At 69.9% G+C, this 15,503-nt stretch carries 10 protein-coding genes; 2 read left to right on the forward strand and 8 right to left on the reverse strand.

Translation table 11 applies throughout. The features are described from left to right. Positions 1-49: 49 nt before the first annotated feature. Positions 50-736, reverse strand: coding sequence for a histidine phosphatase family protein (locus tag ACWDSL_RS20300; RefSeq protein WP_450487231.1), 687 nt, complete (start codon positions 734-736; stop codon positions 50-52). Positions 737-762: 26 nt separating this feature from the next. Beyond that, positions 763-2,079: a glutamate-1-semialdehyde 2,1-aminomutase gene (gene hemL, locus ACWDSL_RS20305; protein WP_450487233.1), complete on the reverse strand. Its 1,317-nt coding sequence runs from the start codon at positions 2,077-2,079 to the stop codon at positions 763-765. Positions 2,080-2,195: 116 nt separating this feature from the next. Between hemL and ACWDSL_RS20310 the strand changes: the two genes are divergently transcribed. Further along, positions 2,196-2,753, forward strand: coding sequence for a hypothetical protein (locus ACWDSL_RS20310; protein ID WP_450487235.1), 558 nt, complete (start codon positions 2,196-2,198; stop codon positions 2,751-2,753). Positions 2,754-2,825: 72 nt separating this feature from the next. Here the strand turns inward: ACWDSL_RS20310 and ACWDSL_RS20315 are convergent, their stop codons facing one another. The 6 genes from ACWDSL_RS20315 to ACWDSL_RS20340 form a co-directional block, all read right to left on the reverse strand. After that, entirely contained in the window at positions 2,826-4,079 is a 1,254-nt protein-coding gene (locus ACWDSL_RS20315) for an MDR family MFS transporter (protein WP_450487237.1), read from the reverse strand. Between the two features lie 79 nt (positions 4,080-4,158). Then, a complete protein-coding gene (locus tag ACWDSL_RS20320; RefSeq protein WP_450487238.1) occupies positions 4,159-5,115 on the reverse strand; it encodes an ornithine carbamoyltransferase in 957 nt (318 codons plus the stop codon). Between the two features lie 82 nt (positions 5,116-5,197). Continuing rightward, positions 5,198-6,193, reverse strand: a complete 996-nt coding sequence (sbnA, locus tag ACWDSL_RS20325) for a 2,3-diaminopropionate biosynthesis protein SbnA (RefSeq protein WP_450487240.1) — start codon at positions 6,191-6,193, stop codon at positions 5,198-5,200. A gap of 92 nt (positions 6,194-6,285) precedes the next feature. Further along, positions 6,286-7,476 (reverse strand): ATP-grasp domain-containing protein, encoded by a 1,191-nt coding sequence (locus ACWDSL_RS20330; RefSeq protein ID WP_450487242.1) that lies wholly within the window; start codon positions 7,474-7,476, stop codon positions 6,286-6,288. Positions 7,477-7,685: 209 nt separating this feature from the next. Further along, entirely contained in the window at positions 7,686-8,873 is a 1,188-nt protein-coding gene (locus ACWDSL_RS20335) for a cytochrome P450 (protein WP_450487244.1), read from the reverse strand. After that, the gene (locus ACWDSL_RS20340; protein ID WP_450487246.1) at positions 8,870-11,983 is read right to left on the reverse strand and encodes an amino acid adenylation domain-containing protein; all 3,114 of its coding nucleotides are present in this window, start codon (positions 11,981-11,983) and stop codon (positions 8,870-8,872) included. The genes ACWDSL_RS20335 and ACWDSL_RS20340 overlap by 4 nt, the downstream gene beginning before the upstream one ends. Positions 11,984-12,306: 323 nt before the next feature. Here ACWDSL_RS20340 and ACWDSL_RS20345 point away from each other — a divergent pair, with 323 nt between their 5' ends. Continuing rightward, the gene (locus ACWDSL_RS20345; protein WP_450487283.1) at positions 12,307-15,303 is read left to right on the forward strand and encodes a type I polyketide synthase; all 2,997 of its coding nucleotides are present in this window, start codon (positions 12,307-12,309) and stop codon (positions 15,301-15,303) included. Positions 15,304-15,503 lie beyond the last annotated feature (200 nt).

Raw genomic sequence — 15,503 nt, forward strand, 5'->3', positions numbered from 1 at the left:
GTCATACGCGGCCGGTCATGAGCTGTAGCCCTTGGAGGACCGCCGCCGGTCATGCGCCGTAGCCCTTGGAGGCCCCCTTCACGGGCCTGGCGCCCGCGAGCAGATGCGCCGGGACCAGATCGCGCGCCGGCTCGCTGTAGCCGACCGAGACGATGTTGTCGCCGCGGTAGGTGAAGCTGGTGAGGCTGGCCAGGGTGCACTGCCGCTTGCGCGGGTCGTGCCACAGCCGCCGCCGCTCCACGAAGCTGCGCACGATCCAGATCGGCAGCTGATGGCTGACGCAGACCGCCTCATGCCCGCGCGCGGCGTCCCGCGCCACCCCGATGGCCGCCATCATCCGCACGACCTGGTCGATGTAGGGCTCGCCCCAGGAGGGGCGAAAGGGGTTGGTCAGATACTTCCAGTTGGCCGGCCGGCGCAGCGCGCCGTCGCCCACGCCGAACGTCTTCCCCTGGAAGACGTTCGCCGCCTCGACCAGCCGCCGGTCGGTCCCCACATCCAGACCGTGCGCCTTGGCGATCGGCGCCGCCGTCTCCTGCGCCCGCTCCAGCGGCGAGGCCACGACATGGGTGATGTCACGCTCGGCCAGGTGCTCGGCGACCCGGTCGGCCATCTGTCGGCCGAGGTCCGAGAGGTGGTAGCCGGGCAGCCGCCCGTACAGCACACCCGTGGGGTTCTCCACCTCGCCGTGCCGCATCACATGCACGACGGTGATGTCGTTGTCGCTGTTTGTCATGTTTGTCATAAGGGTTATAGGGCCCATCATTCAGTCGCCTCGGCGGCGGCCCGCGCCGCCCCCGGCAAAGCCTCCGCCACCCGCTCCAGCGCCCGCTCGTCGTGCGTCGTGGACACGAACCACGACTCGAAGGCGGACGGCGGAAGGTAGACGCCCTGGGACAGCATCGAGTGGAAGAAGGCCGTGAACCGGTACGCCTGCTGCGCCCTGGCCTTCTCGTAGTCGGTGACCTCGTCCCCGGTGAAGAACACCGAGAACATGTTTCCGGCGGCCTGCACCCGGTGCTCGACCCCCTCCTTGGCCAGCGCCTCCGTCACCAGCGCCCGCAGCCGCACGGACGCCGCGTCCACCGCCGCGTACGCCGCCTCGTCCAGCAGCCGCAGCTGCGCCAGGCCCGCCGCGGTCGCGACCGGGTTCCCGGACAGGGTGCCCGCCTGGTAGACCGGGCCGGCCGGGGCGAGCCGCGCCATGACGTCGGCGCGCCCGCCGAACGCCGCGGCCGGGAAGCCGCCGCCCATGACCTTGCCGAAGGTCATCAGGTCGGGCTCCACACCGTCGATCCCGTACCAGCCGGCCTTCGAGACCCGGAAGCCGGTCATGACCTCGTCGGAGATGTACAGCGCGCCGTGCTCGGCGCACAGCTCCTTCAGCCCCGCGTTGAACCCCGGCAGCGGCGGCACCACGCCCATGTTGCCCGGCGACGCCTCGGTGATCACACACGCGATGTCGTCCGGGTGCGCGGCGAAGGCCGCCCGTACCGCGTCCAGGTCGTTGTACGGCAGCACCACGGTCTCCCCGGCCTGCGCGCCCGTCACCCCCGGCGTGTCCGGCAGCCCGAAGGTGGCCACCCCGGACCCCGCCGCGGCGAGCAGCGCGTCCACATGCCCGTGGTAGCAGCCCGCGAACTTGATCACCTTCGCCCGCCCGGTGAACCCGCGCGCCAGCCGGATCGCCGACATCGTCGCCTCGGTCCCGGAGGAGACCAGGCGCACCTGGTCCACGGGCCCGACCCGCGCCACGATCTCCTCGGCGAGCGCGACCTCCCCCTCCCCCGGCGTCCCGAACGAGGTCCCCCGCACCACGGCCGCCTGCACCGCCGCCGTCACCTCGGGGTGCGCATGGCCGAGGATCATCGGCCCCCACGAGCAGACGAGGTCGACGTACTCCCGTCCGTCGGCATCGGTGAGGTACGGACCGGTACCGGACACCATGAAGCGGGGCGTACCACCCACGGCGCGGAACGCCCGCACCGGAGAATTCACGCCGCCAGGCGTCACGACGGCCGCGCGGTCGAAAAGCGTCTGCGAAACTGGTGCTGCGTACGGATAGCTCACGCATGCCATGTTGTCAGAGGGTGACTAAGAACTGCCGCCGGGCGTTTCACACGACTGGCGCGGGGGAGGTCTCTGACACGATGATCGGGTTGCGCGGCAGGTGCCGCGAGTGGTCGGGTGGAGATATGCATCGCGGTGGCGAACTGGGTGAAGGGACCGACGATCGAGGTCCCGAGCGCGCCCGCCCTGGACGCCATAGGCGCCGCGGGGACGACGCAAGCGGCGCGCGCAGAAGCGGGAGCGGGCGTATGGGGGTGACGTACAAGTACTTCGGCGCGCCCGACGGCGCGACCGCGGCCCGGGTCCCCATCTCCATGCGCCCCGAGGAGCTCGGCGGCGATGAGCTCGGCCATGGCATGTTCACCAAGATCAAGCCGGAGACGGTGGCCGCGATGGTGCTCACCGGCATCGAAGGCGTCCCCCTCCACAAGGTGCCCCCGCTCGAACTCATCGTCCTCCACCCCGACTACGCCGTGGTCAAGCTCCCCATGACCGCCGTCGACCCGCTCCGCGGCGTCGGCGAGGAGGCCGTCGGCGCCGCCGCCTTCATCTGGTCCACCGTCCCCGACCGCGGCGGCCCCCGCGACGCCTTCACGGTCTACCGGCTGCTGCACGAATGGCAGGACTTCTCGCACCGGCTGCATGAGGCGGGACATCAGCCGTATTGCCTGGTGTGGCCCTGACCTTGCGCGAATGCGGACGCAGCGGATGCGGACGCATCCGTGAGATTCCCGGGCGGGCGTCGGGCCCGGCTCTCAGGCCGTACGAACCTCCGGCCCGGCCTCGTCCGGAACCGCCGCGGCCGGCGTGGATTCCTCCGGCAGTCGCCGCATGAGGACGCCGTACCCGATCCCTGCCAAGGTCCCCACGACCGCGCACAACCCCCACAGCCACTCCGGGCCGAATTGGTCGATGACCGTGCCGGACATGAGCGGGGCGATCAGGGCGGCGGCCGACCACGCCAGAGTGTTCATGCCTTGGTAGCGTCCACGCCCCTGAGCGGGTGAGAGCCGGACGAGGAGCACGCTCTGCGTCGGCGTGGAGCCGATCTCGGCGAGCGTCCACACGCAGACGGTGAGCGCGAAGACGCCGACCGACCCGGCGAAGGCGGTGAGTCCGAAACCGTACCCCGCGAGGAGCGAGCAGACGATCATCAATGCGCGCGGATCGCGGTGCTCGATGAAGCGCGTGATCGGGATCTGCAGGACGACGATCAGGACGCCGTTGACGGCGATGACCAGGCCGTAGTCGGCGGGCGTGAACCCGGCGCGGCCCATGGCGATCGGGAGTCCGACGTTGCCCTGCTGGAAGAGGACGGCGAGGACGAAGGACAGTCCGACGGCGGCCATGTACCGCCCGTCCCGCAGCACGGTCCCGAGGCTGACTCCGTCCTCTGTCTGTTCGGCCTTGGGCATGGGCCGGGACTCGGGCACCTTGAGGAGGACGACGACCGCGCACGCCAGCGTCATCCCCGCCTCGATGAGGAACCCGGCGAGATAGCTGGACTCGGCGATGAACCCAGCGGCCATTGAGGCGAAGGCGAAGCCGAGGTTGACGGCCCAGAAGTGCAGCGAGAAAGCCCGCACCCGGTCCTGGGGCCTGACGATGTCGGCGATCATCGCCTGCATGGCGGGCCGGGAGGCGTTGGAGGCCATGCCGACGAGGAAGGCGACGGCGGCGATGGCCACGGGGTCGCGCATGAAGCCGAGCAGCGCGATGGAGCCGGCGGTGGCGGACTGGGCGATGAGAAGGGTGGGCCGCCTGCCGAGCCGGTCGGCCATCACCCCACTCCCCAGCGCGGACACGACCCCGCCGAGCCCGTGCAGGGAGGCGACGAGACCGGCGTACGAAGCCGAATACCCGCGGTCGAGCGTGAGGTAGAGGGCCATGAACGTGGCGACGAAGGCGCCGAGCCGGTTCACGAGGGTGCTCGTCCACAGCCACCAGAACTCCCGGGGCAGGCCGGAGACGGTTTCCCGGGCGACGCGTCTCAGGGCGGCGAGTGGCATGGGTCCCCCCAGGATCAGGCGGGTGCGTAAGCGGCTCAAGCGGTGAGTGCGACGCGCCCGGACGTTGTTTGATGCGGCGCTAGGTCAGGCACCAATCAAGTACGGCCATCGCACTGGCCATCTTCATCTGCGCCTGGTCCCAGGCCAGCGACCGGGGCCCGTCGAGTACCCCACTCGTGACTTCCTCGCCCCGGCGGGCCGGCAGGTCGTGCATGAACAAGGCATCCGGCCACCGCGCCATCAGACGCTCGTCGACGGCGAACGGCGTGAATGCCGTCCGCCAGTCCGGATCACTCTTGCTGGTCCCGGTGGTCTGCCATTGGGTCGTGTAGACGACGTCCGCGTCGCCGTCGATATCGTCGACCCGGTGCACCTCGACGACCTTGCTGCCCCACTCCTTCGCCGTCTGCTGGGCTCGGACGAGGACCGCGGGGTCGAGCCCGTACCCGGCGGGCGTCGCCAGGGTCAGGGCGGCTCCGGGGACCAGTGCCAGGCCGTGCGCAAGGGCCGCGGCCGTGTTGTTCCCCTCGCCGAAATAGACGAGATGGAGCCCCTGCAGCGAACCGAAGCGATGGGAGAGGAGGGCGATGTCCGTGAGGCCCTGGGTCGGGTGTTCTTCGCGCACCATCGCGTTGATGACGGGTATCGAGGCTGCGTCGGCGAGCTCGCGCAGATCATCCTCACCGACAGGACTCCGCACCACCAGGGCGTCGAGCATTCCCCCCAGGATGCGGCCGGTGTCCGACAGCGACTCACCCGTGGCGAGTTGCAGGTCGTTCGGCCCGTAGGCGATGACGGTACCGCCGAGCCGTATCGCACCGCTGGTGAAAGCCGTCCGGGTACGCGTCGAGGTGTGGCTGAACAGCGTGCCCACCACAAGATCCTGCAGAGGGCGCTCCTTGGGGCGTCTGTTCTCGTACCAGGCGCAGGAGCGACGGACGAGCGTCCGCAACTCCTCAGGTGTCAGGTCGTGCAGGGAGATGAGGCTGCGCGGAGGGCGCAGCCCGTCAGCCCGAGCGGCAGTCTGGTCAGTCATCACTTCGCCTCCGGTTTCTTCGATGTCCGGCTCCGGCCGAGGACTCCGTGTCGGCCACCATGTCGCCGGCACGTCGGGGCGGTCATGAACCCACCTTCGCGCCGACCAGGGACTCGCCTTCTTCGGCCGATGTCCCGGCGAGCAGGCCCTCGGACGTTGCCGCGCCGTAGACCAGGTCGATGTACCGGTCTCCTCGATCGGGGAAGAGGGTGACGACGGAGGATTCGGGGCCTAGGGAAGGGACGATTTTCCGGATGGCTGCGATGACCGATCCGGAGGACCCGCCGGCGAAAATCGCCTCTTTGGACAACAAGTCATGGCAGGCCTCGATCGATTCCTCGTCCGTCACCTCGACGACACGGTCGACCAGGCTCTCGTCGAGCAGCTCGGGCACCCGGCCCGAGCCGATCCCGGGAAGTCGGCGCGGTCCGGGAGGATTGCCGAACACCACCGATCCGACGGCATCCACGGCGACCACCTGGAGCCCTTCGTAGCGCTCCTTCAGCCGGCGTGCCAGGCCGTTCAACGTGCCGGTTGTGCTCACCGCGACGACCAGATAGTCAGGGTCGCCCGGCAGATCCTCGGCTATTTCCTCCGCGGTGCTCCGGTAATGCGCTTCAGGCCCCAGGGAGTTGGCGTACTGGTTGATCCAGACTGCCGCGGGATCCGCGGCCAGTATGTCCTTCACCCGCGCGATACGCGCGGGCAAGTAGCTGCCTCCGGCTGCCGCACCGTCAACCATCTCAACCTGCGCACCGTAGCTTTTCAGAATCGCATGGTTGCTGGATGTGATGTGCGGATCGACCACCAGGGTGAGGCGCAGGCCATGGATCCGGGACATCATGGCCAGCGCGACACCGAAATTTCCGGAAGTGCTCTCGACGATATGCGCCCCGGGACGCAACAGGCCCTCGCGCATTCCGGTCTCGATGATGTGCCGCGCGGTACGGTCCTTGACACTTCCCGCAGGATTGAGCATTTCGAGTTTAGCGAATACCTGCGGTCCCGTCGGGAAAAGGCGTCTCAAGTGGACCATCGGGGTGCTGCCGATACAGTCCACAATAGAGTCATGCAGCAAGAATCCCCCTCAGCTAATTCCTTGCCCGTCCGATTTTTCGGCGGTTTCCCACTCACCCCGAGCCCATTCACCCCGAGCCCATTCACCCCGAGTCAGGCGTACTCGACCTCCACCCGGGAAAGGTATGCCTCTGCGACGGCCAGCGAGGCATCGAATTCATCGGCCCAGGAGATGACATGGCCGAGGCGATCGCCGTTGTCGACCACTCCGTTGTTCTGCATGGGTCCCGAGGTGAAGGTGGCGCGGAGGATTCCGGCAGGCAGTTCGGGCGGGGGCGTCACGGACGTGATCAGTCCGGTGCGCCGGGGCGTCAGATAGAGGCTTGTCGCATAGCCGCCGCGGACGTCGCCGACCGGTTCGCCGGGGGGAAGGCCCAGATACAGCCGCGTATACAAGTCGATGACATCATCCCCGATGGTGAGCCGCATCAGCTCCCGGATCTGGTCCCCGCCCAGCCTCGGATTGATCTCGATCAGCGCCGGCACGCCATCGACGATCTTGAACTCGACATGGGCGGCTCCCCGGCGGTGTCCCACCGCGGCGAGCCAGTCGACGACCACCCGCACGATGCCAGCGTCCTCCTCGGCCGTCCCGAAATGGTACGGAAACATGGCCCCGAGCTCGACCCGGAAGGGGAGCTCGGCCATCAACTTCTTGGTGAATCCGAGGAACCGCCAGCCGTCGGTGCGGTCGTCCCATATCAGCTCGGCCGTGAATTCCGGTCCGTCGATGAACTCTTCCACCAGGGCGTACTGTGCGCGGCGGTAGCCGCGGGCGTTGACCTGGTGGGCGGCGATGGTACGCAGAGCCGCGCGGTACTCGTCGTCGGACGAACAGACCCGGACCCCGGCGCTGCCGGCGTCGTCCACAGGTTTCACCACACACGGGTACCCGAGTGGAGACGCGTCGCCCGGCTCGTCCAGCGACACCCGTACGGCCGCCACGGAGCGTCCAATGCCCTTGGTCAAGCTGCGGGAACGGTCCTTGAAGTGACAGTTGAGCAAGCCGTCCACCGGGGCATGTGGCAGGCCGAGCCGCTCCGCGATCACGGCTGCCTGCACCAGCCGGTAGTCGTCGAACGCGATCACGGCGTCCGGCGCGTGGTCGGTGAAGAAATGCATGAGCTTCACCAGGTCATGGGTGTCGACCACGCTGTGGGCATCGGCAATGCTGACCGGACTCGGAGAGAACTTCGCGTACTCCGACGGATCGCGGGCGACGAAATGAGTTCGATAACCCTTTTCCTTGGTGAGCCGCATGCCTTCGGGGCCGTAGTCCAACATGTTGCTCTCGATAAAAAAGGCGGTCTTCACCTGGAGTCCCCAATTTCGGATAATTCACGTTCTAAAATCAGATGACTTGCTTACTGGAGCTCAGACGCGGGCGACACCCACGGGGTATTCGCGAGACTCCGACAATAACACTTCAAGTCCGTTTGCGGTATAGGCTCGGGATTTACCGCCGCCGGTTACGGCGGGCGATTATGGCTCATTCATCGGGGGACGAGGCGCACGGCGGCGTGCGCCGGTCCGTTCACCGCGATCGAACGCAGTGGCTCCACGTCTCCGGCCGGTTCGATGGCGGCGACCAGTTCCGCAAGTGTCTCCAGGAGCATCCGCATCTGATGGCGGGCCATGGTGCTCCCGATACAGACGTGCTCTCCCGTGCCCAGGGCCAGATGGCGGTTGGGCTGCCGGCCGAGGTCGAATCGCTCGGGTTCCGGGAACACCGACTCGTCCCGGTTGGCCGAGGGGATCCACAGCACGACCCGGTCCCCGGCTGCGATGCGCCGGTCCTGGACGACCGTGTCCGCCGTGGCCGTCCGCATGCTGTGCGTGGCGCTGCTCGTCCACCGCAGCACCTCCTCCGCCGCGGTCCTGACGAGTTCGCCGTCCCGCTCCCGTACGAGCCGCTGCCACGCCTGCGGATGTGCGGCGAGGGCGAGGATCCCCGAGGCCATCGACAGACCCGCGTTCTCCGCGGCTCCGACCAGGTTCTCGCAGCTCAGCAGGATCTCGGTCTCCGTCAACAGCTCGCCCTGCACCTCGTTGTCGACCAACATGCCCATCGCGTCGTCCGCGGGCTTCTCCATCCGCGCGTACATCATGTCGATGAAACAGCGCATCAGCTCCAGGTGGCTGGTGAGGGGTTTGCCGGACTCGAACGCCTCCGTGGTCCAGGTCAGCAGCCGCTCGCGGTCCTCCGGCGCCACACCGAGCAGCCTGCCGATGTTGTGGCTGGAGAGCCGGGCTCCGATGTCGTGGACCACATCGCAGCTGCCCGACTCGACAGCGCGCGTCACCACCGAGCGGATCTCGGCGCGCATCTCGCCCGCCAGGGAACGGGCGCACCGTTCGCTGAACCGGTCGGCCACCTGCTCACGCAGGGCACGGTGCCTGGGCGGATCGGTCAGGGCCATGGTCAGACCGCTGCCGGGGTCCTCCCCCAGATCCGTCGGCCGCAGCAGGACGCCCTGCGCCGAGCTGAAGACGGCCGGGTTCTGGTACACCTGCCGTATGTCGTCGTACCGGGTGAGCGACCAGAAGCCCGGCAAATCGCCCGGTTCGTGCCAGTGGACCGGGGCGTGCTGTCTCATCCAGCGCCACAGCCGGTGCACCTCGCCGGAGGCGTGCAGCTCCGGGTCGACGACGTCGGCAGGGGTGAAGGTGATGTCGGTCATGACGCAGCTCCCGCGGCGATCAGGGCAAGACGGTCATGGAAACCCTCGAGCAGCTTCAGCGCGGTGGCCTCGGCGACGGCGTCACGCCGGAACGAGAGCACCACATCGAGCGCGCCGGCGCTGTTTTCGTCCGGCCACACCTCGAGGTGCAGCTCCAAGGGAAGGGCGGCGTACGGCTGGCGCAGATACGCGGCGACGACACCGGGCAGATCGAGCCGGGGCGGAGCGTTGTCCTGGAGGGCGAAAAGGCACTGGAACACCGGGGGCCGGCCGGGCGTCGTCGTCCCCACTCCCTGCGCTCCCTGCGCGACGGCCGTGAAGGGGACATCGCTACGGCTGAAGGCCCGGTGGACCAGTCGGCCGGTCTCCCGGATACCGTCCTCGCCACCGCCCACCGCGGCGCCGCGCAGGCGGACCGGCACCATGTTGATCAGGCAGCCGATGGCCTGCTCCAGCTCCGGTACGGTGCGCTCGGCGACGGGCAGGCCCACCGCGAAGTCCCGCTGCCCGCATGCCTCGGCCATGATGTCCGCCCAGGCCGACAGGAGCACCACGAACCGGCTCACGCCGAGTGCGGCGCCCCGTGCGTCGAGGCGCGCCGTCACGGCCGCGGGAACGGACACGTCCAGGTGTCCCGTCCCGGTCGCCCCCGGATCGAGGCCGGGGCCGGGGCCGGGCCCTTCGGGCCAGTGGACCTCGGGTACGTCCCGGAACTCCTCCCGGACCCGCTCCGTCCGCCCCGCCAAGTCCGTCACGGCAATCGCCGCCGTCGTCAGCCGGGCCCGCTCGGCCAGGGTGGGCGGGGCGGTTCGCGGCTCACGTCCGGCATAGGCGTCGGACAGGTCGCGCGCCAGGACGGACTCCGACCGGCCGTCGAAGCCGATGTGGTGGACCACAAGACCGAACAGCCAGCCCCGCGTCCCGGTCACCGGCACCAGCGCGGTGCGCCACAGGTCGGCGTCCTGGGGTTCCAAGGGCTCCGCGAAGAGCCGCCGCAGCGCGCCGACCGCCTCGTCGACGGTCGGCTGGGCGTCCAGCAGCTCCAGGGGCGGGGCACAGATGTCGGTGACCTCGGCATGAGGCCGGGGATCCACCCGGAAGGCCGTGCGCAGCACCTGGTGCCGCTCGTGGACGGCGGCGACGGCCGCCTCCAGGGCATCCTGGTCGAGCCGGCCGTGCAGCTGCCACGTCATCAGGCAGTATCCGGACCGGTCCTGCGGCGCCGTCAGATGGCGGGTGAGGAACACCAGCTCCATGGGGGTCAGCGGGATGTCACCGGTCGGCGGCGGTACGGCGTCCGTGCCCCGCGCCGACCGCAGCCAGGATCCGAGGCGTTCGGCCGACGCGTGCTCGTACAGGATCGACAGCGGAACCGGCCGCCCCGCCCGCTTGCCGATCCGGGTGCAGGCACGGGCGGCCTGCAGCGAGGAGCCTCCCAGCTCGAAGAAGGACGTGTCCGGTGGCACCGCCCGGCGGCCCAGCACGGCCGCGAACGCCTCGGCCACCAGGCTGACGAGCGGGTCGCCGACGGGGCCGTGGTGGCTCTCGACGGGCGCCTTGGGCACGCTCGCCAGCAGGGCCCGATCGTCCAGCTTGCCGCTCCCGGTCAGCGGGAAGGAGTCGACGAAGACGACGTCGACGGGGCGCTGGTAGGCGGGCAGATGGCGGGCGAGGATCGCCGGTGTGTCCGGCGGTGCGCCGCCACCGGTCCGGTCCGGCACGCAGAAAGCCACCAGTTCGAAGGCGCCGCCGAGTTCATTCCACCGGGGGACCACCCGGCAGTCGGCGACGTACGGGACCAGGCGCTCGATCTGCCGCTCCACCTCGGCCGGTTCGACGCGGTTGCCCCGGATCTTCACCTGCCGGTCGATCCGCCCGCGGAACTCGACGGTCCCGTTCTCGTCCCGGGCGCCCAGGTCCCCGGTGCGGTACAGCCGGACCCGCTCGCCGTCGATGTCGACTTCCCGGAACTTCTCGGCAGTCAGGGCCGGTTCACCGAGGTAGCCGTGGGCCAGGCCGTCGCCCGCGACGCAGATCTCCCCCGGCTCCCCGGCCGCGCAGCGGCGGCTGCCCTGGAGGACGAAAACGGAGGTGCCGGGCACCGGCCGCCCCAGCGGGATGCCACCGGAGCGGGCGCAGTCCGCGGCGGTGACGCGGTGCGTGGTGGTGAACACCGTGCTCTCGACCGGGCCATAGCCGTTGATCAGGGCCGTGTCGGGGAACCGGTCGAGGAAGCGGCCGACGTGCCGCACGGACAGGCGTTCCCCGCCGATCATGACCTGGGACAGGCCGCTCAGCGCCGTCAGGTCCTCATCGACCATCAGGTTGAACAGGCTGCTGGTCAGCCACACCGTGTTCACCCCGTGGTCGGCGACCATCGCGCGCAGGGCCTCGGCCGTCAGAAACGGCTCGCCGGTCAGGACGCAGGTGCCGCCGTGGTACAGCGCGGCCCAGAGTTCGAGGGAGAAGGCGTCCCACGGCAGCGCCGCCGCGAGGGGAATGACCGTATCCCGGTCGAAACGCGCGAAGGTACCCGCCCGGAAGAGCCGTGCCGTCGCCCGGTGCGGGGTGATCACTCCTTTGGGCCGTCCGGTGGTGCCCGAGGTGAAGAACACACAGCACGCGTCGGAGTCCCGTACCGCCACCGCGGCGCGGGCGGGGCCCTCCCCCGTACCGTCCTCCCCCGTACCGTCCTCGGCCGGTGTCCACAGCGGCGCGGGCAGCTCCGCCACCGCACCCGGCCGGGCGACGACGAGCGGCGGCCGGAGCTGTTCGACCACCGCGTCCAGACGGGTCCGCGGCCAGTCGGGATCGAGCAGCGCGTACGCGGCGCCGAGTTTGAGAACGGCCAGCAGCGTGACGACCAGGTCGACGGAGCGGGGCAGCAGGATCGGTACGAGATGACCCTGCTCGACACCGGCGGCGGACAGCCGGCCGGCCATCCGCTCGGCGCGGGCATCCAGTTCACCGTACGAAACCCGGGCGTCCCGGGCGATCAGGGCTGTGTGCCGCGGCTGAGCGCGCGCCTGTGCGGCGAAGACGTCATGCAGTCCTTCTCCTGGTGATTCCCCAGCGAGTTCTGCAGCCCACGCGGCATTCGACCGCAACACGTCGACTCCCTTCGCGATCCCGGACGACGAGGGTTTGCGAGCACATCATCAGGCGCGTACGACGTTGCCATGTCTGATCGTTTCCTGCCAGCCTCCTTTTCCTTTCATAAAAGGGGTTGAGCCTGACTTCGTCATGAATGTGACCGCGGCCGATCCCTCGTTCCGGGACGTTGGGCTGTGCCATGATCGCAGGGGCCCGAGAAACCCGACCCCGGCTACTGTCGACGACCGTTGTCATTTCACGCGACATCAGCGCGAGATCAGCGCTACATCAGCGCGACACCAGCGCTGCATCAGACGGAATACCCGTTTCCAACCGCATGATGGGGGACCTTGTGACGAGTCGGGATCGCTCCTTGGACATCGCGGTCATCGGTATGGCAGCGCGGTTCCCCGGGCCCCGTGGAATCGACGACTGGTGGGATTCCCAGCTCCGCGGGAGCGTGCACAGCAGGAGATACACGCGGGAGGAGCTGATCGCGGCCGGAGTGCCCACCGCGTTGGCCGCAGACCCGGACTATGTGCCCGTACGGGGTCATCTCGACGGCTGGGACCGCTTCGACCACGACTTCTTCCAGATCCGCCGGCGCGAGGCCGAACTGATGGACCCTCAGCACCGCTGGATGCTGGAGGTGGCCTGGAACGCCCTGGAGGACGCGGGGGCTCCGGTCCGCGACGAAACACGGGTGACCAGCGTCTACGCGTCCATGACCGGCAGCGAGTACATGCGCGCGATGGTCCGCCGCGGAAGCGTCGATCCGGGCCTGCTCGACGATCTGATCCACGGCAGCGAGCCGGACTTCATGGCGAGCCGCGTGGCCTACAAACTCGGTCTGAACGGACCGGCCTTCGCCGTGCAGACGGCCTGCTCCTCCTCGCTGGTGGGCGTGCACCTGGCGGTGCAGGGGCTGCTCAGCGGAGACTGCGACCAGGCCCTGGTGGTGGGCGCCGGGTTCGGCTACCCCCAGGCGGGTCATCTGCACCAGCCGGGCGGCGTGCTGTCCGCCACGGGTGCGTGCCGGCCGTTCGACCGGCATGCGGACGGGGTGATCGCCGGGTCCGGCGCGGGTGCCGTGGTGCTGCGCCGGCTGTCGGACATCACCGAGGACGATCCCGTGCCGTACGGCGTCATCCTGGGCACCGCGATCAACAACGACGGGAACGCGAAGGCCGGTTACTACGCGCCGTCCGCCACGGGGCAGGAGCGGGTCATCGCCGCGGCGCTGAGCGCGGCCGAGGTCGACGGCGGGTCCATCGGCTATCTGGAGGCCCACGGCACCGGCACCCGGATCGGAGACCCGATCGAGTGGACGGCGGCCGGCGCCGCGCTGCGCAGGGCGGGCGCCCGGCAGGGCAGTGTGGCGGTGGGCGCTCTGAAGGCCAGCATCGGCCACCTGGATGCCGCCGCAGGAGTCGCCGCGCTGATCAGAGCCCTGCTCGTGGTGCGCAGCGGGGTGATCCCGCCCGTCGCGGGGTTCACCGCGCGCAACCCCCTGCTGGAGACCGAGGACTGCCCCCTGTACCTGCCCACCGAGGCCGTCCCCTGGACCGGGGAGCGCCCACGGCGTGCCGGGGTCAGCGCGTTCGGGATCGGCGGCACCAACGCGCATGTCGTGATCGAGCAGGCACCGCCGCGCGAACCGGCTGCCCCTGCCCCTGCCTCCGCCCCCGAGGGACAGGCGCCGCGCGAGCGCCTGGTGCTCCTGTCCGCGGCGGATCCCCAGGCACTCGACCGCGTGGCCGACGGTCTGGTCACCCACCTCAGGACCCACGGCCCGGATCTCGGCGAGGTCTGCGACACGCTGGCGGGCGGCCGCCTGGCCCTGGGCGAACGCCTCGCGGTCACCGGCCGGACGAGCGCCGAGGTCGCGGAGCGCCTCGCCGGCCGGTCCGGGGCGTCCCGGGGCACCGCGCCGGTGACGGGCCCCGCCCCGGTGGTCTTTCTCTTTCCCGGCGGCGGCACTCAACGCCCGGCCATGGCCGAGCCCTTCACCGCTCTCCCCGGGTTCCGCCAGGCGCTCGACCGGTGCCTCGCGGCTTTCGCCGCCCCGCTCGCGGAGCGGATCCGGCAGGCGGTGTTCGACCCCGCCTTCCCCGCCGCCGAGCTGAACCGGCCGGCACTGGCGCAGCCGGCTCTCTTCGCCGTCGGCCACGCGGCGGCGACCGCACTGCTGGACCTGGGGGTCCGGCCGGCCGCGGTGTGCGGACACAGTTCCGGCGAGATCACCGCGGCCGCGCTCGCCGGAGTCTTCGACCTGAAGGACGCGGCCGCGTTCACAGCGGCGCGCGGCGCGGCCATGCAGGACTGCCCGGAGGGCGCCATGCTGGCCATCGGGGCGGATGTGAAGCGGGCCCTCGCACTCGCCGAGGAGTGGGGTCTCGCCCTCGACGTGGCCGCGGTCAACGGCCCGGACTCCTGTGTGCTGGGCGGGCCGGTCAAGGAGGTGGAGGAATACCTGCGGCGGATCGGCGACACCTTCTTCGTACGGCGCCTGCGCTACACCCACGCGGGCCACTCCCGGCTGATCGAGCCCGCCCTGCCCGCGCTCACCCACGCGATGGCGCGGATCGAACTCCGGCCGTCGAACCTTCCGATCGCGCTCAATGTGTCCGGTCGGGTCGTCGCGGCCGGTACCGCCCTCCCGCGCGACATGTTCGTCACGCAGGTCCGGCAGTCCGTGCTGTTCGGCGCCGCCCTCGACTCGCTGGCCGAACACCTGCCGGGCGCCCTGGCCGTGGAGATCGGTCCGGGGCGTCCCCTCTCTCCACTGGCGGAGGCGGCCGGTTTCCCCGTGGTCGCCCTGGACCAGGGCAGGGACGCACCGGGGTCGACCGCGCTCGGCGGTGTCGGCGCCCTGTGGACCCTGGGGCAGCCGATCACGCCGGACGGGCTGACGGGCGATGGCCGCAGGACCAGGCTGCCCGGCTACCCCTTCGCCGGGCCGCGCTCGGTGGCCCCGGAAGCGCTCGCCCCGCCCGCGACGGACCCCGGCCGCTCCCCGGCTCCGGTTCTCGCGCCGTTGCCGGAGCAGCGGAGCGAGGAGCGGGAACCCGAGAGCCAGGCCCCGGTCGACCCGGCGGAGGGAGTGACACGGCTCTGGGCGGAACTGCTCGGCCGTGACAACGTCCCGGCGGACGCCGACTTCTTCGCCCAGGGCGGCGACTCCCTGCTGATCACCCGGCTCATCCGCAGGGTGAACAGCGAGTTCGACATCCGTGTCCCCGTGCGCGAAATGCTGGCCAAGCGGACGCTGAACGGCCATATCGCGGTGGTCCGCCGGATCCAGGGCGAGGCGGACGAGCAGGGCTTGCGACGTTGAACGAATTGAACTCCGCGAAAGCCGAACCGCTCGTACTGATCCATTGCGTAGATCAATCCGCCCTCCTATGATCACACCACCATGCCGCGGTCACGCGCGACAGCGGAGACCGCACTTTCCTTCTCGAATCCGGACCGAGTAATAAGCGAACTGACAGCTTTGGGGAGTTTTTCTCATGTCCGGATTACTACACATGAAAT

The sequence above is a fragment of the Streptomyces sp. NPDC000941 genome, assembly GCF_053599555.1.